Origin of the sequence: Bradyrhizobium sp. BLXBL-03 (assembly GCF_051853015.1) — a bacterium.
GTDB classification, from domain to species: Bacteria; Pseudomonadota; Alphaproteobacteria; order Rhizobiales; family Xanthobacteraceae; genus Bradyrhizobium; species Bradyrhizobium manausense.
Genome location: NZ_CP182470.1, coordinates 5,511,103 through 5,535,339, shown reverse-complemented (window position 1 = coordinate 5,535,339; position 24,237 = coordinate 5,511,103). Strand labels below are relative to the sequence as shown.

General features: G+C 64.9%; 20 protein-coding genes and 2 pseudogenes. 15 read left to right on the top strand and 7 right to left on the bottom strand.

Features of this window, described 5'->3' with window-relative positions:
* Positions 1-7 precede the first annotated feature (7 nt).
* On the top strand, positions 8-943 hold the full coding sequence (locus ACNJX9_RS26695; RefSeq protein WP_057758930.1) for a carbohydrate kinase family protein: 936 nt from the start codon (positions 8-10) through the stop codon (positions 941-943).
* 6 nt (positions 944-949) lie between these two features.
* Here the strand turns inward: ACNJX9_RS26695 and ACNJX9_RS26690 are convergent.
* The 3 genes and pseudogenes from ACNJX9_RS26690 to ACNJX9_RS26680 form a co-directional block, all read right to left on the bottom strand.
* Positions 950-1,180, bottom strand: a pseudogene (locus ACNJX9_RS26690) (LysR substrate-binding domain-containing protein); the annotation flags it as partial.
* A gap of 11 nt (positions 1,181-1,191) precedes the next feature.
* Positions 1,192-2,134, bottom strand: a protein-coding gene (locus ACNJX9_RS26685; protein WP_439404163.1) for an IS630 family transposase whose coding sequence is annotated in 2 segments (ribosomal slippage) — positions 1,192-1,797 and positions 1,799-2,134 — 942 coding nt in all. Because the reading frame shifts where the segments join, the coding sequence is not laid out codon by codon here.
* 89 nt (positions 2,135-2,223) lie between these two features.
* Positions 2,224-2,883, bottom strand: a pseudogene (locus tag ACNJX9_RS26680) (LysR family transcriptional regulator); the annotation flags it as partial.
* A gap of 123 nt (positions 2,884-3,006) precedes the next feature.
* Between ACNJX9_RS26680 and ACNJX9_RS26675 the strand changes: the two are divergent.
* The 13 genes from ACNJX9_RS26675 to ACNJX9_RS26615 all read left to right on the top strand — a co-directional run bounded on the left by ACNJX9_RS26675 (position 3,007) and on the right by ACNJX9_RS26615 (position 17,829).
* Positions 3,007-4,428 (top strand): amidase, encoded by a 1,422-nt coding sequence (locus ACNJX9_RS26675; RefSeq protein WP_439410134.1) that lies wholly within the window; start codon positions 3,007-3,009, stop codon positions 4,426-4,428.
* Positions 4,429-4,512: 84 nt separating this feature from the next.
* Positions 4,513-5,463 (top strand): ABC transporter permease, encoded by a 951-nt coding sequence (locus ACNJX9_RS26670; protein WP_439405013.1) that lies wholly within the window; start codon positions 4,513-4,515, stop codon positions 5,461-5,463.
* Positions 5,460-6,353, top strand: a complete 894-nt coding sequence (locus tag ACNJX9_RS26665) for an ABC transporter permease (protein WP_439405012.1) — start codon at positions 5,460-5,462, stop codon at positions 6,351-6,353. Before ACNJX9_RS26670 ends, ACNJX9_RS26665 begins: the two co-directional genes overlap by 4 nt.
* Positions 6,350-7,363, top strand: a complete 1,014-nt coding sequence (locus ACNJX9_RS26660; RefSeq protein WP_439405011.1) for an ABC transporter ATP-binding protein — start codon at positions 6,350-6,352, stop codon at positions 7,361-7,363. Before ACNJX9_RS26665 ends, ACNJX9_RS26660 begins: the two co-directional genes overlap by 4 nt.
* Complete coding sequence (locus ACNJX9_RS26655; protein WP_439405009.1) at positions 7,360-8,364, top strand: ABC transporter ATP-binding protein; 1,005 nt, start codon at positions 7,360-7,362, stop codon at positions 8,362-8,364. Before ACNJX9_RS26660 ends, ACNJX9_RS26655 begins: the two co-directional genes overlap by 4 nt.
* A gap of 58 nt (positions 8,365-8,422) precedes the next feature.
* Complete coding sequence (locus tag ACNJX9_RS26650; RefSeq protein WP_439405007.1) at positions 8,423-9,916, top strand: ABC transporter substrate-binding protein; 1,494 nt, start codon at positions 8,423-8,425, stop codon at positions 9,914-9,916.
* A 465-nt stretch (positions 9,917-10,381) separates the two neighbouring features.
* A complete protein-coding gene (locus ACNJX9_RS26645; RefSeq protein ID WP_057758915.1) occupies positions 10,382-11,467 on the top strand; it encodes a cytochrome-c peroxidase in 1,086 nt (361 codons plus the stop codon).
* Positions 11,468-11,485: 18 nt separating this feature from the next.
* The gene (locus ACNJX9_RS26640) at positions 11,486-11,806 is read left to right on the top strand and encodes a plastocyanin/azurin family copper-binding protein (protein WP_057758913.1); all 321 of its coding nucleotides are present in this window, start codon (positions 11,486-11,488) and stop codon (positions 11,804-11,806) included.
* A gap of 84 nt (positions 11,807-11,890) precedes the next feature.
* On the top strand, positions 11,891-13,549 hold the full coding sequence (locus ACNJX9_RS26635) for a methyl-accepting chemotaxis protein (RefSeq protein ID WP_057758911.1): 1,659 nt from the start codon (positions 11,891-11,893) through the stop codon (positions 13,547-13,549).
* A 652-nt stretch (positions 13,550-14,201) separates the two neighbouring features.
* A complete protein-coding gene (locus ACNJX9_RS26630) occupies positions 14,202-14,522 on the top strand; it encodes a hypothetical protein (RefSeq protein WP_057758909.1) in 321 nt (106 codons plus the stop codon).
* 12 nt (positions 14,523-14,534) lie between these two features.
* Positions 14,535-15,161 (top strand): hypothetical protein, encoded by a 627-nt coding sequence (locus ACNJX9_RS26625; RefSeq protein WP_439405005.1) that lies wholly within the window; start codon positions 14,535-14,537, stop codon positions 15,159-15,161.
* Between the two features lie 194 nt (positions 15,162-15,355).
* Complete coding sequence (locus tag ACNJX9_RS26620) at positions 15,356-16,795, top strand: tetratricopeptide repeat protein (RefSeq protein WP_439410133.1); 1,440 nt, start codon at positions 15,356-15,358, stop codon at positions 16,793-16,795.
* A gap of 284 nt (positions 16,796-17,079) precedes the next feature.
* Positions 17,080-17,829 (top strand): phytanoyl-CoA dioxygenase family protein, encoded by a 750-nt coding sequence (locus ACNJX9_RS26615; protein ID WP_439405004.1) that lies wholly within the window; start codon positions 17,080-17,082, stop codon positions 17,827-17,829.
* 59 nt (positions 17,830-17,888) lie between these two features.
* On the opposite strand, the gene ACNJX9_RS26610 is transcribed toward ACNJX9_RS26615, so the two are convergent.
* Complete coding sequence (locus tag ACNJX9_RS26610) at positions 17,889-18,509, bottom strand: alpha/beta hydrolase (protein ID WP_439405003.1); 621 nt, start codon at positions 18,507-18,509, stop codon at positions 17,889-17,891.
* Positions 18,506-19,444 (bottom strand): ring-cleaving dioxygenase, encoded by a 939-nt coding sequence (locus ACNJX9_RS26605; protein ID WP_439405002.1) that lies wholly within the window; start codon positions 19,442-19,444, stop codon positions 18,506-18,508. Before ACNJX9_RS26605 ends, ACNJX9_RS26610 begins: the two co-directional genes overlap by 4 nt.
* 119 nt (positions 19,445-19,563) lie before the next feature.
* On the opposite strand from ACNJX9_RS26605, the gene ACNJX9_RS26600 reads away from it, so the two are divergent.
* Positions 19,564-20,448: a LysR substrate-binding domain-containing protein gene (locus ACNJX9_RS26600; protein WP_439405001.1), complete on the top strand. Its 885-nt coding sequence runs from the start codon at positions 19,564-19,566 to the stop codon at positions 20,446-20,448.
* Here the strand turns inward: ACNJX9_RS26600 and ACNJX9_RS26595 are convergent.
* Together ACNJX9_RS26595 and ACNJX9_RS26590 are read right to left on the bottom strand one after the other, a co-directional pair.
* Positions 20,414-23,110, bottom strand: coding sequence for an ATP-binding protein (locus ACNJX9_RS26595; protein ID WP_439405000.1), 2,697 nt, complete (start codon positions 23,108-23,110; stop codon positions 20,414-20,416). The genes ACNJX9_RS26600 and ACNJX9_RS26595 overlap by 35 nt on opposite strands.
* Complete coding sequence (locus ACNJX9_RS26590; RefSeq protein ID WP_439404999.1) at positions 23,107-24,150, bottom strand: ABC transporter substrate-binding protein; 1,044 nt, start codon at positions 24,148-24,150, stop codon at positions 23,107-23,109. The genes ACNJX9_RS26595 and ACNJX9_RS26590 overlap by 4 nt, the downstream gene beginning before the upstream one ends.
* Positions 24,151-24,237: the final 87 nt, after the last annotated feature.

Below are 24,237 nucleotides of genomic sequence, written 5' to 3'. Positions count from 1 at the left end.
GAGAGACATGCTGATTTCTTGCGGCGATGCACTGATTGATTTCGTGCCGACGAAAAACGCCGAGGGCCGCGAAGCGGTGATGCCGGCGGTCGGCGGCTCCTGTCTCAACGTCGCGATCGGCATCGCGCGGCTCGGCGCCCCCACCGGTTTTGTCGGCGGCATCTCGAACGACATGTTCGGAAGCATGATCGCGGAGCATGCCGCCGCATCGAATGTCGAGCTTGGTTTCGCCACGCGCAGCGATCACCAGACCACGCTGGCCTTCGTCCGCATCGTCGCCGGCGAGTCGCATTATGCGTTCTATGACGCCGAGACCGCGACCCGGAATTGGACGTTTCGGCGCGGCACCCTCCCGTTCGATACGGTCGAGGCTGTTCATGTCGGCTCGACCACGCTGGTCAACGATCAAGGCGCCGCCGAGACCAAAGCGTTGATTGCAGATGCCAAGGCGACGTCGACGATCTCCTTCGATCCGAATTGCCGGCCCAATCTGGTCAAGGACAAGCCGGGCTATCTCGCCCGCATGGTGGAGTTCGCGACCCAAGCCGATCTCATCAAGATGTCGGACGTCGACTTCGCTTATCTCTTCGGCGAGGAGCCGTATCAGCAGCGCGCGGACGCCATGCTGGGGCAGGGCCCGAGCCTTGTCGTCATCACCCGCGGCAACAACGGCGCCATCGCCTGGCATGCGAAGACGGGCCAGATCGAGGTCGAGGCGCCGAAGGTCGCGGTCGCCGATACCATCGGCGCCGGTGACAGCTTCCAGGCCGCATTGCTGTTCGCACTGCACAAGCAGGGCCGTCTCGCCAGACAGCAACTCAAGGACATCAGCGCCGATGGGCTTCGTCGCGCATTGTCTTTTGCCGCAAACTGCGCCGGCCTCACCTGTACCCGCCCGGGCGCCGATCCGCCCTGGAGCCACGAGATCAGCTGGAGCTGGTAGGCCACGTCACAGTCGCGCGACAGCCTTTTCGGCGCATTTCAGAAATTTAGGGATGAGCGGGCTCTGCGAATCTCGCCGCCAGCACACCGCGATGTCGATGGAATCGGCGACATCGCCCAGCGGCCGAAACACGATGCCGCGCGGCGCACCGAGCTTGGCACAGGCCGGCAGGATCGCGAGCCCCTCACCGGCAAGAACCAGGCTCATCGCCGAATTCACCGTCTCCACCCGGCTAGAGCATGATGTATTTACACGGAAACATAGCCTGAGTTTTTGAAGTAGTTGGTGCACTCCGCCTCGGAGAAGAGATCGAGGAGTTCACCAACCTTCCGCCAGGTTGCCTCGACGTCACGGGGTTCTGCGGATCGCATGAGGTGTTTGAGTTTGGCGAAGACCTGCTCGATCGGGTTGAGGTCAGGGCTGTAGGGCGGCAAGAAGATAAGGTGGGCTCCTCTGGCGCGGATAGCTTGGCGAGCCGCTTTGCCCTTGTGGCTGCCAAGATTGTCGAGAACGACGATCTCGCCCGGTGCGAGGGTGGGTGCCAACACCTTCTCGACGTACAGCGTGAAGAGTTCACCATTGATGGGACCATCAATCACCCAAGGCGCACTGATCCGATCATGACGCAGCGCCGCGATGAAGGTCATGGTCTTCCAATGGCCGAAAGGTGCAGAGGCTTGGAGGCGCTGCCCACAAGGCCCCCAGCCGCGTAGCGGCGCCATATTGGTCTTGATCCACGTCTCGTCGATAAAAACCAGCCGCGTGACGTCAATCCTGCCTTGATGCGCTTTCCATCGGGTCCGCTTACGGGCGACGTCTGGGCGATCCTGCTCGGCTGGTAGAAGCGTTTTTTTTGAAGCTGAGCCCCTCGGCGTGAACAAAAGTCCACACCGCCCGCACGTCTGTCTTGATCCCCCGTGCGGCCAGCTCCTGCGTCAGCTTGCGCAAGGTGAATGGCCCCGAGCGAATGCGTTTGCGCAGCCAGTCGGCGTTGGCATCCGACAGAACCCGCTTCTTGTGGCCGCCGATCTGGCCGGGCGCCAGGCCTCCGGTATCACGCCTTAGGTTCTTCCACTTCGTCACGCACGAGGGGCTGATCTGTAGCGCCTTCGCGATCGAACGAACCGTCTCGCCCGCGTCAGCGCGAGCCAAGGCACGTTCACGGATGTCTTCCGAATAGGGGCGCGTCATCCATGCTGGCCTCCGCACTCCAGCATGGAGCTTGAATCAGAAATCGCCCGCTCTGGGAACCCCGATTCCAGTCAAAAACATCATGCTCTAGCGATCGGCATCACGATTTGATGCCGCCGCAGCAGGGCCGCGACCGCGGAGGAGGCGGGGTCCCGCTCCGGCGGTGGTAGTGCGATTAGCGGGCGGCCCTGCAAGCGCGCGATCGGTACGGCGCCGAGACGTGCCAGCGGCGAGCTGTTCGCCATCGCCAGCATGAAGGGTTGCGCGCCGATCCGCGTCACCTGGATTTCAGGATGGTGGATCGCCGGCATGCACAGCGCAACCGTGACGCTGCGGTCGAGCAGCCGCGCCTCGCGCGTTGATGCGCTGAGGTCGACGAAGTCGAGATCGACCCCAGGAATGGATCGCCGCAGCTCCGGGATCAGCCGCGGCAGCACGGCGTTCGCCAGCACGAACATGTAGCCGACCGAGAGCCGCCCGCGCCTGCCAGCCGCGACCGCGCGAGCGGCTTCGATGCCGTCGGCCGCCAGCGCCAGGGCCTCGCCGGCGCGGGCAAGCAGGGCTTGGCCCGCCTCCGTCAGGTCCATGCCGCGCGTGCCGCGGTGAAATAGCGGCGCGCCGACCTCTGCCTCGAGCTTGCGGATCTGGACAGAGAGCGGCGGCTGCGCCATCCGCAACTGGTCGGCGGCCTTGCCTACGCTGCGGGCCTCGGCCACGGCGACGAAATAGCGGAGACGGCGAAGATCCATAGGCATACCCAAACCGTATGGGTTGACCACCAAAATCGTATTGGACGCCGAGTTAACAAAACTGTCATTCTCGATGTCAATGCATGAGGCCAACGGCGGCCCGCTTCGGAGCATGATTTGACGATGAACGGCGATCCCTGCCTGCTGTCCGCAACCGAATTGCGTCCGCTGATTGCGAACAAGCAGATTTCCCCCGTCGAAATCACCCGCGCTGCGCTCGCGCGCGCCGAAGCGCTTCAGCCCAAGCTGAACCTCTTCATCACGATCTGCGGCGACGAGGCGATGGCAGCGGCGCGCGAGGCCGAGCGCAAGGTGATGGCGGGCGAGCGGCTTGGCCTGCTGCACGGGCTTCCCATGACGGTCAAGGACATCGTCAACACCAAGGGCGTGAGGACCACCTTCGGCGCAGTTCCCTACAAGGACAATGTGCCGACCGAAGATGCGGTCGCGGTCGGGAAGCTGCGCGCGGAAGGCGCGATCCTGATTGGCAAGACGACGACGCCCGAATTCGGCAGCAAGTGCCTGACCGACTCGCCGCTGTTCGGCCGCACCCGCAATGCCTGGAGCGCGGAGCGCTCCTCCGGCGGCTCCAGCGGCGGCGCGGCCGTGGCGGTGGCGAGCGGCATCGCGCCGCTGGCGATCGCGACCGATGGCGGCGGCTCGACGCGAATTCCCGCCGCCTGCAACGGAGTCGTTGGCTTGAAGCAGAGCAACGGCGTGATCGCGCACAGCCAGGCGCTCGATGCGTTCGGCAACCAGACCTATGTCACGCCGACCACGCGCACGGTCGCCGACACGGCGCTGATGATGCAGGCGATGGCGGGCGAAGATTCCTGCGATCCTTGGTCGATCGGTGTGCCCGTGCCTGACTTCATCGGCCCCGCCGCGCCGCGCGGCGATCTGCGCGGGCAAAAAATCCTGTTCTGTGCTTCGCCGCCCGGCCGGCCCGTGTCGGCCGATGTCGCCGCCGCCTTCAAGGCGAGCCTCGACCGGCTCGCTGACCTCGGTGCCGAGCTCGAGGAGTTCTCCGGCGAGGGCTACGATGTCGAGCCGATCTGGCGGGCCATCAACCACACCGTCTGGCGCTCGCGCTTCTCGAAGCTGGTGGCCGAGCATCGCGAGGTTCTTAGCGACGCTTTCATCAAGCAGATTGCACTCGCGACCAATGTCAGCGGCGTCGACTATCAGGAGGCGATGTTCGCGCGCACGGCGTTGTTCCGCCGGGTGCAATCCCTGCTTGCGCGCGGGCATTTGCTGGCGATGCCGACCATCACCCGCACCGCACTGCCGATCGACCAGGACCTGTTCGGCAAGATCGAGATCGACGGGGTGCAGTTTGATAGCCTCCGGCCGCACTGGTTCCCCTGGACCATGCCGTTCAACATGACCGGCCACCCCGCGATCAGTCTGCCCTGCGGCTTCGGCCGCGACGGCCTGCCGATCGGGCTCCAACTCGTCGGCCGCTTCCGGCTCGACGCGGAATTGCTGCGGGTCAGTGCGCTGTTCGAGGCCGCGTCCGATCTTCTCGCCCGCCGGCCGGAATGATGGCATGTATAGGCCGCAAAGGGCTTGCGTCCGACGTCCGGACATGTTGATCGTGCCGCTGATGAGCCGTGAACCCGACCGCGCATGAGCGTATTTGTCCTCCGACGTGTCCTGACATTGCTGGCGACGCTGGTCGGCGCATCCGTGATCATTTTCCTGGTGCTGGACGCGCTGCCTGGCAATGCCGCGCAGATGCTGATGGGGGCTGACGCCTCGCCTGACGCGGTCCGTGCGCTCACGATCAAGCTCGGGCTCGACCAGCCGCTGGCGATCCGCTATCTGCAATGGATCAAGGGTATCGTCATCGGCGATCTCGGCAATTCCTATGTCTATGGCACGCCAGTTGCGAGCCTGATCGCAGAGCGGCTGGTGCTGACCGTCCCGCTCGCGATCATGTCGATGCTGATCACGGTGGTGCTGGCGCTCTCGGCCGGCATTTACACCGCGGCCAACCACAACAAGCTCGGCGACGTCGGCGTGATGTCGCTGACGCAAGTGGGCATCGCGTTGCCGAACTTCTGGTTTGCCATTCTCCTGGTTCTGCTGTTCGCGGTGCGGCTGCAATGGCTTTCCGCAGGCGGCTTCGCCGGCTGGGATGACGGCATCTGGCTGGGTGTAAAATCGTTGCTGCTGCCATCGATCTCGCTCGCTGTCGTGCAGGCCGCGATCCTCGCCCGCGTGACACGGTCAGCCGTGCTCGAAGTGCTGCGTGAAGATTTTGTCCGCACGGCGCGCGCGAAGGGGCTCGGCAAGCGCGAGGTGCTGTGGAGCCACGTGCTGCGCAATGCCATGATCCCGGTGATGACGGTGATGGGACTGCAATTCGCCAATCTGCTCGCCGGCACCATCGTGATTGAGAACGTGTTCTATCTGCCCGGCCTCGGCCGGCTGATCTTCCAGTCGATCGCCAACCGCGACCTCATCGTGGTGCGCAATTGCGTGATGCTGCTGGCGGCCATGGTGGTCATCGTCAATTTCGTGGTCGATGTGCTCTATGCCTTCATCGATCCCCGCATCAAGGTGCACGACCTGTGAGCGCGCAGCTTTCCCCCCCGGTTGACGCGCCGATCGCAACGCGGCCCTTGCCGGCACGCACATTCTGGAGCCGCGCGCTGCGCCATCGCAGTTTTGTGCTGGGTGGCCTGCTCAGCCTGCTGGTGGTCGCCTCGGCGCTGCTCTCGCTGGTGTGGACGCCGTGGTCTCCGTACGAGATCGATATCGCCGCGAAACTCCGGCCGCCGTCGGCGGCGCACTGGCTCGGCACCGATTCCTTCGGCCGCGACATCGTCTCTCTGCTGCTCGCGGGCGCGCGCTCGACCATCCTGGTCGGCATTATCGCGGTCAGCATCGGTCTTTCCTTCGGCGTCTGCCTCGGCCTGATCGCTTCGGCCAAGCGCGGCTGGACCGAAGAGATCATCATGCGCTTCTCCGATTTCACCTTTGCCTTTCCGGCCGTGCTGTCGGCGATCATGCTGGCCGCGGTGGCAGGACCGGGCATGGTGACCTCGATCATCGCGATCGGCATCTTCCAGATCCCGACCTTGACCCGGCTGACGCGCGGCTCGGCCAATGCGATCTGGGCGCGTGAATTCGTGTTGGCCGCGCGTGCCTCGGGCAAGGGCGCGTTCCGTATCACGATCGAGCACGTGCTGCCGAACATCCTGTCGATCCTGATCGTGCAGGCCACCATCCAGTTCGCGTTGGCGATCCTCGCTGAAGCCGCGCTGTCCTATCTCGGCCTCGGCACGCAGCCGCCGCAGCCGTCCTGGGGCCGCATGCTGAACGATGCGCAGACCATGCTGTTCCAGTCGCCGATGCTCGCGGTCTATCCGGGCGCGGCGATCGCAATCGCGGTGCTCGGCCTCAACCTGCTCGGTGACGGCTTGCGCGATTTGCTCGATCCCCGTCTGGCGCGGGAGCGATGACGATGCCCGGTTCCGCAACCCTGATCGAGGTCGACAATCTCGGCGTCCGCCTCAACACCAGCCGCGGCCCGGCGCAGGCCGTGCGCGGCGTCAGTTTTGCGTTGAAGCGCGGCGAGACGCTCGGGCTCGTCGGCGAATCCGGCTGCGGCAAGTCGGTCACGGCGCTGTCGCTGATGGGGTTGCTGCCTGATAGTGCCGTCGTCACCGGCAGCATCAAGCTTGATGGTGCCGAGCTCGCGCGGCTGCCTGACGCGGAATACTGCAAGCTGCGCGGCAATCGCATCAGCATGATCTTCCAGGAGCCGATGACGGCGCTGAACCCGATGCACACGATCGGGCACCAGGTCGCAGAACCCCTGCGGCGCCACAAGAGATACTCCGCTGCGCAGGCGCGCAAAGAAGCGATTGCATTGCTCGACCGTGTCGGGCTGCCCGATCCCGCCAAGCGTATCGATGCTTATCCGCACCAGTTCTCCGGCGGCCAGCGCCAGCGCGTCACCATTGCGATGGCGCTCGCCTGCGAGCCGGACCTGTTGATCGCGGATGAGCCGACCACGGCGCTCGACGTCACCATCCAGGGCCAGATCCTCGACCTCGTCGCCGATCTTGTCGAGGAGCGCGGCATGTCGATGATCCTGATCTCGCACGATCTCGGCGTCATCGCCGAGAACGTGCAGCGCATGATGGTGATGTATGGCGGCACGGTCGTCGAGAGCGGGCCGACCAACGAGGTGTTCCGCCGGATGGGGCATCCCTATACGCAGGGCCTGTTCCGCGCCCGCCCAAAACTCGGCGCGCGTAAGGGGACGCGGCTGACGACGATCTCGGGCACGGTGCCGGAGCTCGCCGATCTGCCCTCCGGCTGCACTTTTGCCGATCGATGTCCGCTGGTGATCGAACGATGTCGCTCTGCGCTGCCGCCGATGGTGGAGGTCGGGGCCGGCCACAATGTCCGCTGCATCAGAACCGACGTTTCGATGGCCGCGAATGTCGGGGCGCTGTCCGCATGACCGCAGCGCCGCTTCTCGACGTCAAGGATCTCGAGCAGCGTTACACGCTGCCGCGCGAAAGCCTGTTCCGTCCGCCCGGCCAGGTGCGCGCGCTCAACGGCGTCAGCCTGCAGGTTCAGGGCGGCAAAAGCCTCGGCATCGTCGGCGAATCCGGTTCGGGCAAATCCACGTTTGCGCGCGTCGTGATGGCGCTGGAGCGGCCGGCGGCAGGGCAGGTCACGCTGCTCGGCCGCGATCTCAACCGCATCTCTCCTGATGAACTGCGCCGTGCGCGGCGCGATTTCCAGATGGTATTTCAGGACCCGTACGGCTCGCTCGACCCACGCCAAACCATTGGCCGCATCGTCGCCGAGCCGCTCACCGTGCTTGACGATGCCGACCGGACCGCCTTCCGCGCCCGCGTCGCGACGGTGCTGAAGCAGGTCGGATTGCGCGAAGCGGATATGGACAAATATCCGCACGAATTCTCCGGCGGTCAGCGCCAGCGCATCGCGATTGCGCGTGCGCTGATCACCCAGCCAAAGCTGATCGTTGCGGATGAGCCGGTCTCCGCGCTCGACGTCTCGGTGCAGGCGCAGGTCCTCAACCTGATGCAGGATCTGCAGGAGCAGTTCGGCCTCAGCTACATTCTGATCAGCCACGACCTCGCGGTCGTCGATTATCTCTGCGACGAGGTCGCGGTGATGTATCTCGGCCGGGTGGTCGAGCAGGGTCGCCCCGAAGATCTGTTCGAGCGCTGCGCGCATCCCTACACGCGGGCGCTGCTGGACGCCGTGCCGCGGGCGCGGGCCGGGGGCGGACGGCGCCGCCGGGGGGCCCAGGCGATCGCCTCGCAATCGGCGGCGGCGACCGGATGCCCCTACGTGGCGCGCTGCCCGCTCGCCGACCAGCATTGCCGCGAGGTTCCGCCCTTGCTACGCAGGGTGGGCGAGGGACATCTCGCCGCCTGCCACAAGGCGGAGGCCCTGATGGCATTGCCGCGGGCCGCCCGGGAAGGTTAGTGTCGGCTGCGGAATTGGCGTAGTCTCAGAAGGACAGAAGAAGGCCGGGGAGTTGGGCATGTTGAAGAAGCTAACGATCGTCGCTTTTGCCGCCACATTGGCCGCGGCGCCGCTGCCGGTGCTGGCGCAGAGCAAGAAGGACAGCGTCGTCATGGGCATGACGCTGGAGCCGCCGGGGCTCGACCCGACCAACGCGGCCGCCGCCGCGATCGCGGAGGTCACGCTCTACAACATCTATGAGACCCTCACCAAGATCAACGAGGACGGCTCGGTCTCACCGCTGCTCGCCGAGAGCTGGACCGCATCGCCTGACCTGAAGACCTATACGTTCAAGCTGCGCAAGGGCGTCAAATTCCAGAACGGCGAAGCCTTCGATTCCGCCGCGGTGAAATTCTCCTACGAGCGCAACGCGGCCGCGAACAGCACCAACAAGGACAAGAGCCTGTTCCAGGCGTTCGAGAAGGTCGATGCGCCCGATGCAGACACGATCGTGCTCACGCTGAAATATCCCGAGCCGAACCTGCCGTTCCTGCTGGGCCAGGCGAGCGGTTCCATCGTCGAGCCGAAGAGCGCACCGACCAACGTGACGCAGCCGGTCGGCACCGGGCCGTATCAGCTGGGCGGCTGGGTCAAGGGCTCCTCGCTCACGCTGAACAAATGGCCCGACTATCGCAACGCCTCCGCGATCAAGCTGTCCAAGGTGACGATCCGCTTCATCGGCGATCCCGCGGCGCAGATCGCGGCGCTGCTGTCCGGCGACGTCGATGCGTTCCCGCGCGTCACCACCCGCGGCGTCGCGCAGTTCAAGAACGACCCGCGCTTCACCGTGCTGGTCGGCGGCTCCAAGGCCAAGACCATTGTCGCCATCAACGAAAAGAAGAAGCCGCTCGACGATGTCAGGGTGCGCCGGGCCATCCTCGCCGCGATCGACCGCAAGGCATTGATCGACGGCGCCGTCGAAGGTTTCGGTACGCCGATCGGCAGCTTCTACACGCCGGGTTCGCTCGGCTATGTCGACACGACAGGCATCAACCCCTACGACCCCGAGAAGGCCAAGAAGCTGCTGACGGAGGCCGGCGTCACCACGCCGCTCGAAATCAGTCTGAAGCTGCCGCCGCCGCCTTACGCGCGGCAGGGCGGCGAGATCCTGGCGGCCCAGCTCGCCAAGGTCGGCATCACCGCCAAGATCGAGAACGTCGAATGGGCGCAATGGCTGTCGCAGGTGTTCGCACCGAACGGTCCGCACAATTACGACCTCACCATCGTCAGCCATGTCGAGCCGTTCGACCTCGTCAAGCTCACCGAGCCGGACTACTATCTCGGCTACAACAACGAGGCCTTCAACGCGCTCTACAAGCAGATCGTCTCGACGCCTGACGAAGCCGGTCGCGCCAAGCTGCTCGGCGATGCCCAGAAGATGCTGGCGACCGACGCCGTGGCCGGCTTCCTGTTCCAGCCGCAATGGCCGACGGTCATCAACAAGAAGCTGAAAGGCGTCTGGAAGGAAGTTCCGCAGTTCGAGAATGACTTCTCGGCCTGGTCCTGGGAGTAGGGACCGCGTCATCAGTCGAAACTGTCGCGTCTGCAAGGGCCTCTTCCCCACCGGGAAGAGGCCATTCGTTTGGCCTCCCCGAAACATCATCTGAAAACAACCCCATGCACCGTAGCGATGGGCTTGAAGGGCCTGACGAAATTTCTGACTTGACGAAATCGCTTGCTTCGTCGGGCAAAACACCGGCATAATGCCATAATCGGAAATTCAGAACTGCGTGATCGACAAACAAATGTTGGTCGCGATCACCTCGCCACTAACATTTGTTGCTCGGAGCGCAACTCGTCGTTGATTGCCGATTCTTCCCGCACTTTACGATTGCTGAAATTTCGAAAATAGATAGCGGAGCAATGTCCCCGGTACGATCTGCTTAACGAATTGCCGCTATTTTAATCACGTACTCATCGTGCGTTGCATAATTTATTTCGGTGTCGCAAACGACATCCGGCTGGGGGAAACATTCGCATGCCGACGCAGGGCTCTCATCGCTCGCGATTGCTCGTTGCGACGATCGCATCCGCCGCACTCGGCGTTCTCGGTTCCGCGAGCATCGGTTTTGGCGCCGCCGTGGTCGGCGAAAGCCGGAAGGTCGAGATCACGCAAAATGGACCTGGCGGTGTCGATGCGCTCAAGGCGCTGTATCGCCGGCCTGCGACGATCCCGTTTCCCAAGGACAATCCGTTCACGCCCGAGAAGGCGGCTCTCGGCAAGAAGCTCTATTTCGACACGCGTCTCTCGGTGACGTCAGCGCAGTCCTGCGCGAGCTGCCATAGCCCGGGGTTCGGCTGGGGTGACGGGCTTGCGGTCGGTGTCGGTCACGGCATGGCCAAGCTCGGCCGTCGTTCGCCGACGGTTGTCAACGCGGCCTGGAGCGCGATCTACATGTGGGATGGCCGTCTGCCGACGCTTGAAGACCAGGCGCTCGGCCCGATCCAGTCGCCCGGCGAGATGAACATGAAGCTCGACCAGCTCATGACGCGGCTCGCAACCATTCCAGAATACAAGCCGATGTTCGACGCAGCCTTTCCGGGCGAGGGCATGAAGCCGAAGACGCTGGCGCAGGCAATCGCGACCTATGAGCGTACGGTCGTTTCAGAACGGGCTCCGTTCGACGCCTGGATCGACGGCAACGAGAAGGCGATCTCCGAGGAGGCCAAGCGCGGCTTCGTCGTGTTCAACGGCAAGGCGCAATGCGCGGCCTGCCACGAGGGCTGGAACTTCACCAACGAGGGCTTTCAGGACATCGGGTTGCCGAGCAAGGATATCGGTCGCGGTGAATACCTGCCTGGCGTCATCAAGATGCAGCACGCGTTCAAGACGCCGGGCCTGCGCGAGATCACCCGTCGCGGCCCCTATATGCATGACGGCTCGCTCCCCACGCTGGAAGCTGTCATCGACCATTACGACCATGCCGGCGTCGACCGGCCCAGCCGATCCGATCTCATGCGCCCGCTCGACCTGTCCGCGCAGGACAAGGCCGACCTCGTCGCATTCCTCAAGACCTTGACCAGCGAGCTCGGCCCGACCGCTGTGCCGGTTCTCCCACGCTAACCCACGAAGGTTCCTCACATGCGCACAATCGCTCTCTTCACCTGCGTCATCGTTGCCGGCTTTTCGGTCGGCGCCTATGCCGCGACCGAAATCGTCCATCAGCAAGGCCGCGCCTTCTCCGCCGAGAGCATCACGATCAAGAAGGGTGCGGCCGTCACCTTCCTGAATGACGACACGGTGCCGCACAACATCATGTCGGCCAGCAAGGGCAACGAGTTCAATCTGGGATCGCAGGCGCCGGGCACCTCGACGGACGTGTCGTTCAAGGAGCCGGGCGATGTGCAGGTGATCTGCGCCATTCATCCGCGCATGAAGATGATGGTCAAGGTCACGGATTAGCATTTCATCTTGAAGCGTTTTCCTCTCGCAAACGCGACCCACTTCGCGCGACAACGCTTTAATCGAAGCGCCGGAGATTTGACGATGTCCATACGTTACAAGATTTTCGGTGCTTTCAGTGTCGTGCTTCTGCTAGCCTGCGGCATCGCCTTCTACGGCATTCGCGCCATCGGCAACTCCGGGGACCTGGTGGTTCGTCTCTATGACGGCCCATTGATGGGAATCAATCACGCGCGCTCCGCTCACGCGGCGCTGCACGAGGCGCGACTGCTGCTCCAGCGCGCCCTTGTCGCCGGCAGCTCCAGCGAAATCGTCGCAAAGTTCGAGTCGCTGATCCGCGACAGTGCCGAGGACCTGAAAGTGGTGCGTGAGCGCGTCGCAACGCCGAGCGTTGCGACCGCACGCGAGAAGGCCGAAAAAGAGCTCAAGGAGTGGTCGACCGCCGCGCTCAAGATCCTGAAGCCGTCGCCCGGTGGCGCAACGGAGATCCCGACCAGCTTCCTGCTCGCCCAGCAAGGCGACCGGCTGATGGCGTCGATCGACGATCTCGTGGAGCTCGTTGCGGCGTACGGCTATGAATATCGCATGGCGGCAGAGAAGGATGTGGAGGCGGCCCGCACCACGATGCTGACGGTCGCAGTCGGAACTGTCGCGATCGGGCTTTTGATCGCGCTTGCATTCTCGTACTCGATGAGCCGACCGATCTCCGCGGCGGTGCGGGTTGCCGAACGCGTCGCCGCCGGTAATTTCACCGACGACATCGCGGTGCGTCGCAGCGATGAGCTCGGTCGCCTGCTGAAGTCGCTCGCGCTCATGCAGGCGAGCCTGAAGACCCGCGCCGATGACGATCACGCGCTGATCGCGGCCAAGGACCAGAGCAGTGCAGAGCAGGCCGTTCACCGCCAGCGCCTGGAAGCCGAGATCGATGCCTTCCGGTCCGCCTTCAGCGAGGTCATGAGCAACACCGCGCGCATGACCGGCGAGCTGACGGACACGGCCCAGGGCCTCGCCTCCGCCGCACGCAATGCGGGCTCGCAATCGAACGAGGCGGCTTCGACGGCGAAGGAGACGTCGGCGAACGTCCAGACCGTGGCAGCAGCCGCAAGCCAGCTCGGCCAGTCCGTCCAGGCGATCACGTCGCAACTGGCCGATGCGACCGCCATCGTGCAGCGCGCATCCGGCATGGCGGAGGCGGCCAACCAGACCATCGGCAGGCTCGCCAGTGCCGCCCAGCAGATCGACGAGGTGGTCGGCTTCATCAGGACCATTGCCGGCCAGACCAACCTGCTCGCGCTCAATGCCACGATCGAAGCGGCGCGCGCCGGCGAAGCGGGCAGGGGTTTTGCAGTGGTTGCTTCGGAAGTGAAGGCGCTGGCGACGCAAACGGCCAAGGCGACCGAGGAGATTTCGAGCCAGATCACCGAGGTGCAGTCGGCGACGCGCGAGGCGGTCGACAATGTCGGCGCCATCGCGACGATCATCGGCGATATCGACGGCTTCACCGGGCGGATCGCGGCCGCGGTCAGCCAGCAAAATGCGGCGGCCGGCGAGATCTCCCGGAATATCGGACAGGCCGCCTCCGGCACCGCGCAGGTCGCGCGCAGCATCGCCGGGACGGCGGAGGCGACCGACAACGCCAATCGCACCGCCGACATCGTCCTTGCCACGGCGCACGACCTCTCCAGCCAGGCCACGCAGCTGCGCTCGTCGGTGGATCGGTTCCTGTCGAACGTGGCGGCTTAGGCCGCCGGGGGCGACCGGCGCTCCAGATTACCCGCGCGTGTCGACGGGCAGCACCGGACAGCGGGCATGCAGGCTCGGATGTCAGCTCGGCTGAAGTGACACGGGACCTCCCCGCAGGAATGCCACCTTGCGACCCATAGCGTGCCACACGGCCATCGTGATGAAATTAGGTTTGGCCGCGCGAGGACATCGAGGAACGTTGAAAAATCGCAGACAACTTCCGCCGCAAGATGAACTGAGGCCAAACTGGCGGGGAACCAAATGGTCCGCACCCAAGTTGATGCGTTTCGAATAACGCCTCGACACGTGAGACCGACGCAAAAGGCCTCAGCTCGGCGCCAGCCGCGGAGCCGAGGCCGTTTTATCGCTTGTGTATATTTTTGCACCAAGCCCCGGAACGGAGCGGCAGCGCGAGCATCTTCGATCCGCTTACTCTCGTGCGAGACGAACTGAAAGGGTCGAGGACAATAGCCGCCGCGCCGCCTCCGTGGCTAGGCAGCTTAATATTCCATGGCTTTCGTCAATAACTGCCGGATCCGTTCAAGCTGATCCAGCGCGGCAGCGTGCCGCGCACTCCGCATCTCCGCGCGCTAGCAACCATTTCGAATCTCGCTCGTTGTCGCCGGCACAATCACTTGCAGGAGACAAAAAGATGTCACGTATAACTTTGCTGGCCGCAACCTTGTTGCTGCTCGCGTCGGCGCCCGCGGGCGCCCAGTCGCAGCCGGCGCAGAGCGGGCCGGGCAACAACGCCGTCAACAGCTCCGATAAGAACAATTCGAATGCGCCGGTCGCGGGCCGCAACAGCTTCACCGAGGGCCAGGCGAAATCGCGGATCGAGGACGCGGGATATTCCAACGTCTCCTCCCTGCAGAAGGACGACCAGGGTGTCTGGCGCGGCAAGGCCGACAAGGGCGGCACCAAGACCGACGTCAGCGTCGACTTCCAGGGCAACGTCAATTCCACGAAATAAGGAGCAGATCGCATGACGACCACCATCTCTCGACTCTACGACAATTATTCCGATGCCGAACGGGCCGTCTCCCGGCTCGAGAGCGCCGGCGTGCCGCACTCCGACATCAGCATCGTCGCCAACAATTCCGATAATTGGTTCGGTTCACAGCGCGGCAAGGTCGACCGTGACCGCGACGGCGTCGACGATCGCGCGGAAGGCGCGGGCACGGGTGCCGGTATCGGCGCCGGCATCGGCGGCGCGGCAGGCCTTCTCGCCGGCCTGGGTCTCTTGGCCATTCCGGGCCTGGGCCCGGTCGTTGCTGCCGGATGGCTCGCCTCTACCGCTGCCGGTGCGGTCGCTGGCGCGGCCACGGGCGGTATCGTCGGCGCACTCACCGAAGCCGGCGTCTCGAAGGAAGACGCTTCGCGCTATGCGGAAGGCGTTCGCCGCGGTGGCACGCTCGTCACAGCGAAGGTGCCCGACAACGACCGTGCACGTCTCGACGCGCTTCTCCAGGAGAGCTCCGTCAACCTGCAGGAGCGCAGCTCCGCTTGGCAGAAGGCCGGCTGGAGCGATTTCGATGCCGCCAGCCCGCCGCTGTCTCCTGAGGACATCGGGCGGGAGCGCGAACTGTACGGCGCGGGTGCACGGCGATAGGCCCCGCAAAGTCGACAAGACAAAGGCCTCGCGCTGCGAGGCCTTTTTTGTGGAGCCCAAAGCCTAAAGCGCGGAGATGGGTTGAGGGAGGCCATTAACCTCGTTTGCGCCAAGCCGCTAAACTCTTGCTAACTCGTGGTCCCTAACCTGGTCGTCACGGCAACAGGAGCACGCGCGGAATGGGCTTGGACGCCATGTTCGACGATTGCGCAGCCGCGCTGGAGCTGGGCCTCCGAGAAGCGCGCACCGGCAATCCGAAGATGATCGACGTCTTCGACGCCATCCTGACCCAGCTCGATGCGCGCGACGATGCCGAGGCCCGCGAAATGAAGGCCGCCGCCCATTTCGCGGCGGCAACATGCCACGCCGCGTGCGGCCAAGCCGGGGCGATGGGAAAGCGCGCCGCCAAGGCCATGGCGGCCCTCAAGAGCCTCGGTGAGCCGAGCCGGACGCTGGCGAGCGTCGACGTGATCGCAGACGCGCTCATGGACCGTAACGAACATCGCCGAGCCCTGCCTTATTGCCAGCAAGCCGTCACTCTGACCCGTCGCGATCCCGTGGCAGTGCGGGGTCGACTTTGGCGCGCCGGTCGCTGCCTCGTGCGTCTCGGCTTCTCGGCCGAAGCGGCGGGCGTGCTGCGGGAGGCGATTGACCTGATCCGCGGCTCGGGCCCGGACCTGCTGCTCGCTCACGCTTTGCTCGATCTCGGCAACGCCACAATCAGGTCCCACGCAGACGACGCATCGCAGGCGTTCCGCGAGGCCGCGGACATCTTCGCCGCGAAAGATCACAGCAACCAGGCCGCGATCGCATGGCTCAACCTCGGCGTGCTGGCGAGCCGGGCGAACCGGCTCGAAGAGGCGCTCGCTTGGTATGAAAAAGTGCGCGAGGCGCGCGAGTGCGACCCGCAAACGACGACGACGCAGCGGGGCAACCTGCACAACAACATCGCCAATGTCTATCGTCGCCAACGCGATTTCGTGCGCGCCCGGACTGAGGCCGACCGCGCGGTCGACATCCTGACCCCGGTCGGCGGCGAGTTTCTCGCACACGCCCTTGGTACACAGGGTGAAATCCGCCGCGATGCGGGCGAGAAGGAAGCCGCGCTGGAGTGGTTCGGCCGCGCCCGCGCCGTCATGGAGGCGCTTCCAAACGTCAATAGAGAGAAGCTTGCCGAAAAGCTGAGCAACGAGGCCGACGCGCTCGAGGCCTTGGACCGCGCCACTGAAGCCGACGCGCTGCGCGCACGCGCCGCCGCCTTGCTCCAGACCAAGGCGCCGCCGACGCCGCACGCGGCTCCGAAACCCGCCAGGCCATCCGCCAAGCGCAAGAGCAACGGCACCGTGCTGGTCACGCTTGATGGCATCGGCCTTCCCGCCGAGGTCTATGCGCAATGCGATCTGCACACGCTCGAGAGCAGGCTCGAACGCCGGCTCGACGAGACGGATGCGGGCGAGCTCGACGGTCACGAGCACGGTCCGGAAAATGTGCAGCTTTTCCTTTATGGCCCAAGCGCCCGCGCACTCTTTGAGGCGATCCGCCCGGTTCTGACCGCCTATCCGCTCTGCCGGGGCGCTGAAATCGAATTGCGCCAGGGTCGCAAGGTTCAACGCTTTCCTTTAAGCGCAGCCTGACCTTGCTACCGCAAGCTTTATCGAGACGTGGAGGCTTGCGCTGGTTGTGCCGCTTTGATATGTTCGGACCATGATGATCAGCACTCTCAACATCGCTTCGGTTTTCTTCCTGCTGAGCCGCTAACGGCTCGCCCGCGCCTTTGCGGGCAGGAATTGGAGATCGTCCTCGCGCGCATCGTCCTCGCGACCATGTGCTTTCGAGCGGCGTCTTCATAATCGAATCGACCACACCTCGCGGTCCCGCACGACGACCGTAGGTGCTGGCACGTAGAGAGAGCTCTGTCATGTCCCCCTTAAACGACGACCAACTGCGTCACTTCGCAGAACGCGGCTTTGTGGTTATTCCTGACGTCGTTGCACCAAGGCTGCTCGAAGCGGCGATGCTGCGGATCGACCGTTTGGTCGAGCAAAATCCGCCTCCGGCTGATCGTCGCGGATTCCACTTCTATTGGGAGCAGAATCCGGCCGACAGCGATCCCCTGGTCGCTCTGCTGCATGAGAGCAGGGCCCCGGAGATCGTGCAAAGCCTGATCGCGCCGCTGGCCCTGGCCAAGCTGGAGCAACTTCAGGTCTCGCTCAATATTCCAGTCTGGAAGCACCGGCCCGGCGGGCCGCATATCGATGGGATCAGGATCACAGAGCCGAGCGGACGTCCCGGAACGTTCACCTTGCTGGCCGGCATATTCCTGACCGACCAGTCCACGACCGACATGGGCAATCTCTGGGTCTGGCCCGGCTCGCACAAGGTTGCGGCGTCCTATCTCCGCGAGCACGGGCCCGACGCGTTGTTCGATATCGAGCACCCGACCTACCCAATGGAGGCGCCCGAGCAGATCCTGGGGCGGGCCGGCGATCTCTTTCTTGGAAACTATTTGCTCGGCCACAATATGGGTGGAAACCTTTCAGCGGTGATCCGGCGGGTCGTCTATTTCCGTCTCCAGGCGGAAGGCCATCGGGCGCGATGGCGAGACTGTGTGCGGGATCCGCTGCTCGAATTCGAGCCTGCACGAATGGCCCTGAACCGCTCTCGGTGATGCGCCACCTGGAGAGGCGAAGCGGCGCAGCGTCCGAAGGCGGTGCGCCGCTTGTTCGTTCATGCCGCCTTCGCCTCGACGCTGCCGATCCAGCTGCGGGCGAGGGTCACGTCGGCTTGCGACAGTTGATGGCCCGCCGGCAAAACCTTGTGGTCGACACGCGCGCCTGCGTCCGACAGCAGTGCCGCAAGCCTGACCGAATTGCTCGACGGCACGATCGGATCAGCCTGACCCGATAGCAGCAGCACCGGCTTGTCACTGAGCTCGGCTTCAGGCGGATCCGACAGCGGCACCATCGCGCGCAGCAGCACTGCGCCTGCCAGCACGTCCGGCTTCAGCAGCAACAGCGCGGCGGCGATGTTGGCGCCGTTGGAGAAGCCGACCGCGACGGGCGCGGCGATCTCGTAGCGCTTGCGAGCGTCCGCGACGAAATCGCCGAGCTCGAGCGCGCGACGACGCACATCGTCCTCGTCGAACACGCCTTCGGCAAGGCGGCGGAAGAAGCGCGGCATGCCGTGCTCGAGCACGCGGCCGCGCGGCGAGAGCAGGGCCGAGCCTGGCGAGATCATCCGGCCGAGCCCGAGCAGGTCGTTCTCGTCGCCGCCGGTGCCGTGCAGCAGCAGCAGGGGTGGGAGGTGCGCGCCGGTCGCGGGCTCGAAGCGATGGATGAACTCGGTCATGATGCGGTCGCTTCCAGGCTCGGCAGCACGCCCTCGATCTGCTTGCGATGCTTTTCGAGGAAGCTCGGCAGCTTCAGGTCGCGTCCGAGGCTCGCCACCGGCTCGTCCACGGCGAAGCCGGGGATGTCGGTTGCGATCTCGAACAGCACGCCGCCGGGCTCGCGGAAATAGATCGAGCGGAAGTAGTTGCGATCGCGCTGCTCGGTCGGATGCAGGCCGTGATTGCTCACGAGCTTTTGCGCCATCCTGCCCTGCTCGGCGTCATCCGCCGCGCGGAAGGCGATGTGGTGCACCGAGCCGCCGCCCTGATGGCCGCGCAGAAAGCCCTTGGCTTCATAGATGTCGACGACGCTGCCTTGCGCATCGCCAGGCGCCTTGAAGCGGATCACCGAGCCCTCGCGGCCCGTCTCCTTGAAGCCGAACACGTCGGTAAGCACCGCAGCCGTCTTCGCCGCGCTGTCGAGCAGCAGGGTCACGCCGTGGAAGCCGCGGATCGCGTGTTCGGCCGGCACGTCGCCATTGCTCCAGCCGGGCTCGTTCTCGGCGCCGGGAATGCCGATCAACGCGAGCGCCATGCCGTCAGGATCGGTGAACGGCAGCACGGATTCGCCAAAACGCTTTTCCAGCGCCTCATAGGCGATGCCCTTCTCGGTGAAGCGCTGCGTCCAGTAGCCGAGCGAGCGTTGCGGCACGCGGAAGGCGGTCTGGTGGGTCTCGCCGACGCCGCGGCGGCCGGGCGAGACGCCGGCCCAGGGGAAGAAGGTCAGGATGGTGCCGGGGCGGCCGGTCTCGTCGCCATAGTAGAAATGATAGGTGCCGGGATCGTCGAAATTGACCGTCTTCTTGACGAAGCGCAGGCCGAGATCCCTGACGTAAAAGCCAAAATTGCGGATGGGGTCGCCGGCAATCGCGGTGACATGGTGCAGTCCAGACATTGTCGTCCTCCTGTTGGGGGCACTCTTGCTCTGGGTGGAAATATCGTTCCGGTTTGGATTGGAGACAATCCATGCAAATATGACGGCTATGTCTACGATTTGGAAACAATGGCGGGCCCTTGGATAAGGTCGCCAGCCTCCGCGCCTTCGTGAAGGTGGTCGAGAGCGGCAGCTTTGCCGAGGCGGGCCGGCAGCTGCGGCTGTCGCGTTCGGCGATCAGCAAATACATCGCCGACCTCGAGGAGAGCCTCGGCGTCCAGCTCCTGAACCGGACCACGCGGCACGCCAGCCCGACCGAGAACGGCCAGCGCTATTTCGAGCGCGCGGTCGTCATCCTCTCCGAGATCGAAGCGGCCGACCAGGCTGTGACGCAGGCCCAGTCGGCGCCGCGGGGCCTCTTGCGCGTCAACGCGCCGATGTCGTTCGGCACGATGCGGCTCGGGCCTGTGCTCGCGGATTTCATGCAAGCGTACCCGGAGCTGCAGCTCCAGATCGTGCTCAGCGACGATCTGCTCGATCCCGTCCAGGACGGTTTTGACGTGACGCTGCGGATCGCCGACCTTGAATCGTCGAGCCTGATCGCGCGAAAGATCATGCAGGTAGCCCGCATGATCTGCGCCTCGCCTGAATATCTCGCGCGTCACGGCACGCCTAAACATCCGCAGGACCTGCGCGCGCATGCCTCGCTCACCTACGGCTTCCTGCTGACCGGCAATCAGTGGAAGCTGTCAGGTGCCGATGGCGATCACTGGATCCAGCCGGACTGGTCGCTCTGCGTCAACAACGCCGAGGTGCTGCGCGATGCCGCGATCAAGGGCCGGGGCCTCGCTCTGCTGCCCGAATTCATCGCCGCGGACGCGCTGCGTAAAGGCGAGCTACGGACGGTGCTAACAGACTATTCCGCGCCGCCGCTCGCGCTCTATGCGGTCTACCCGCCGACGCGGCATCTGTCGGTGAAGGTGCGGCTGTTCATCGATTTTCTGGTGGAGCGGTTTGGGGCGTGAGCATATCGTCCAGCGCGCTCATCGACGCCTCGCGAAGCGCGGCGAGCTCGCGCGCCGCATCACGACACGCCTCTGGTGACATCGATGGCGCTGCCTCTTCGATCTCGCGGCAGCGCTCGAACAGGCTGATCAGGCCGAGCGCGCTTGCGGCGCTGCCGAGCTGGTGCGCGGATCGCGCGAGCTGCCTGGCATCGCCGGCCGCGGCCGCCGCGGTGATGTCGGCGATCAGCTTTTCACTGGTCTCTCTCAGCAGATGATGCAGCTTTGCGATCTGGCCGGTGCCGAGCAGCTCCTTCTGGTCCTCGAGAAAGCGCCGATCGATCAATGCCCCTGATGCAAGCGGCGCGTCGGTCGCGCCGCGCGCGGGCTCGTCCTCGATCGCCTCGCGGAGCGCGCCAATCAGGATTGGCTTGCTGACGACCTTGCTGATCCCGGCGCTTGCGAGCCGCTCGCGGGTGCCGCGCGAGGCGTCGGCGGTCACGACGATGATCCGCGGCATCGGCTGCAATGGGAGCTGACGGATCCGCGTGGCCGCCTCCACGCCGTCCATGCCGGGCATGTGCAGGTCCATCAGGACGACGTCGAACGGCTGGCTTCCGGCGAGCGCGACCGCGGCCGCGCCATTGCTTGCGATCGCGGCGCGGTGGCCGAGCCTGGTCAAAATCGCTTCGCCGACCTCGCAATTGATGGGGTCGTCGTCGACCAGCAGCACGCGGAGCGGTCGCGATTGCGGCGGCAGCGCGCCTTGTGCAATGCCGCCGGCGGCCTTGCCGAGCGGGACGACAAGCGTAAACACGCTGCCGTTGCCCGGCGTGCTCTCCACCGTCAGGTCGCCGCGCATCAGCCGCGTCAGTCGGCGCGCGATCGCAAGCCCGAGGCCGGTGCCGCCGAACCGCCGTGCGATGCTGTCGTCGGCCTGCACGAAGTCCTCGAAGATCCGTTCGTGCATCTCGGGCGCAATGCCGATGCCGGTGTCACGAACGACGGCGCGCAGCAGCGCATGGTCGTCACGCCGCTCGATCGTCGCATGCACGGATATTCCGCCGCTCGGGGTGAACTTGATGGCGTTGCCGATCAGATTGAGCAGGATTCGGTTGAGACGCACGGGATCGCCGTGGACTGACGCGCTGATTGATGGATCGCAGGCGAGGTCGAAGGAGAGACCCTTGCCGAACGCCCGCGGACGCATCAGATCGGCCGCCGTCTCGATCAGCTGGTCGAGACGGAAGTCGCGCGTCTCCAGAGCCTCGGTGCTGGCCTCGAGGCGGGCATATTCCAGAATGGCGTCCACCAGCGCGATCAGTGTTTCGCCCGAGGCGGCCGCGGTTGCAAGGTGGCGGCGCTGGACCTCGCTGAGCCGGCCGTCGTCGAGCAGCTGCAGCACGCCCATGACCCCGTTGAGCGGCGTGCGCAGCTCGTGGCTGACCACGGCGAGGAAGCGCGATTTGGTTTCGTTGGCTGCAACCGCGACGCTGCGCGCCCGCTCGGCCGCGTCATGCTCGGCCAGCGCGTGATCGCGCGCCTTCTCGAGCTCGGAGGTGCGTTCGATCACCTTGCGCTCGAGCGTGGCGTAGGATTCGCGCAAATGCGCGGCCATGCGGTTGAACTGGTCGCCCAGCGCCTCGAGCTCGTCGCCGGTCTTGATGGCGAGCCGCTGTCCGAGATCGCCGCTGCCGATCCGCCGTGCCCCCAGGGTCAGCATCTGGATCGGCACGGCCATGCGCCGGCTGAGCCAGAGCGACACCAGGGTGGCGGAGGCGAGCAGGACGATCAGCAGGACCATCGAGCGTCCGATCGAGGCGTAGATCGGCGCGTAGGCTTCGCTGAGCGGGAGCTCGACGAACACCAGCCAGCCGAGCGAGGGGACCGTCGCATAGGTCGAGAGCACGCGCTGACCGGCAAAATCCTCCTTGATCAGCCCGCCCGAGGGTGGCCCGACTCCGTCGAGCCCGGCGCGCACGTCAGGATGGCTGGAGAGATCGCTGCGGCGAAGCGCCGGCCACAGATCGGGATGCGCGATCAGCACACCCAGCCGATCGACGACATAGGCCTTGCCGGTGTTGCCCACCCTGATCCCGGCGACGAGGTCCCAGATGAAGCGCAGATTGACCTCGGCGATGACGACGTTGGGTGAGCTGCCGCTGCCGCGCGTGGCGAGCGTCATGAAGGGCTCGGTGTCGCCGAAGAAATAGACCGGCCCGTAATAGGCCCGGCCTTCATTGGCGCCGCGGAAGGCGGCCGAGGAGGACTGGTCGATGTTGCTGCCGATCCGGTCCGCAACGCGGCGCGACACGCGCACCTGTTCGCGGCCGTTCGAATCGAGCTCGGTAATTTCGGCAATCGCGGGCGAGAGGCGCAGCAGCCTGATGGCATTCAGGCGCACGTCTTCATTGGTCGAAAGCTCCGGGGGCAGGTGCGACAGCCATCTGACCTCGGTCTCGATCTGGCTGATGAACTGGCCGATCTGGATCGCCGCGCTCGCAGCCTGCTCGCGCTGGGTTGCCGCGAGCAGCTGCTTCTGCTCGTGATAGGAGAACCAGACGTCGAAGCCGGTGTTGATGGCGAGCGCGGCAAAGGCAAGCGCGACGATCGAGTAGAGATATTTGCGGAACAGCCGTCCGGGAGGCGTCCGCAAAGGTCCCTGGTCGACCTGTGCGTTCACTCGCGAATCTCGTCGGCGCGCGCCAGCAGCGTGTAGGGAATCTTCAATCCGAGCGTACTGGCGACGGTGCGGTTGATCAGCAGCTCGTATTTGCGCGGCGATTGCACCGGCAGGTCGCCGGCCTTGGTGCCGCGGAGGATGAGATCGACATAATCGGCCGAGCGCACCTCCAGCGTCGGCCCGTAGCTCATCAGCCCGCCCGAATCCATGAAGTAGTGGAACGGATAGATCATCGGCACGCGATGTCTCGCGGCCGTCTCGACCACCGCTTTCCTGATGACCACGAGAAAGCTGTCGACAAGCGAGATCATGGCCGCCTTCGGAGGATCAGCGAAGCGGCCGATCGCGCCGTCGATCTCGGCGACTGCGCTGATGGGTGCAAGCTCCACCGCGACGCCCGATGTCGCGGCTTCCTGCTCGAGCGAATCAAGGTAATAGCGGCCGGCGCGAGGGGTGCTGGCCGGGTTGAACAGGACGCCGATGCGCTGAACGTCAGGCACGGCTTCCTTGATGAGCTGAAGCCATTTGCCGCCCATATCGGGGGTGCTGCTGGTGAAGCCGGTGACATTGCCGCCGGGATGGGCAAGGCTTTCGACGAAGCCGTTGCCGACGGGATCGTTGGAGGTCGCGAAAACGATCGGGATCGTCCTGGTGGCCGCCATGACGGCCGCGGTCTCGACAGTCGAGCCGGTCAGGATGACATCCGGCTTGAGATCGATGAGCTCCGCGATCGCGGTCTGCAACTTGTCGGGCCCGCCGAACGTCGAGCGAACCTCGAGACGATAATTGACCCCTTCGACCCAGCCGCGTTGTCGCAAGCCCGCGATCAGCGCACCGAGGCGAGAGTTCGAACTCTCGCTCATGTTGCGTCGGGTCAGCTCGTCATCGAGCGCCAGAGCGGTGATCGAGGCGACGATTCGCATGCGATCCGACGTTGCGTCGAGCGCAAACAAACCTGCGACCGTTGCTCCCACAAGCCGAATGAAATCGCGGCGGGCGAGCGCCGGCACGACGCGGGCAGGAGCAGGCCGCTCGCTCATGAAATGTTTCGCAAGATTTGTCCCCGGGGAATGTGCATAACGCGAAAGGACGGCAACCACAATTGATGGAAATGCGCTTGTGAATGT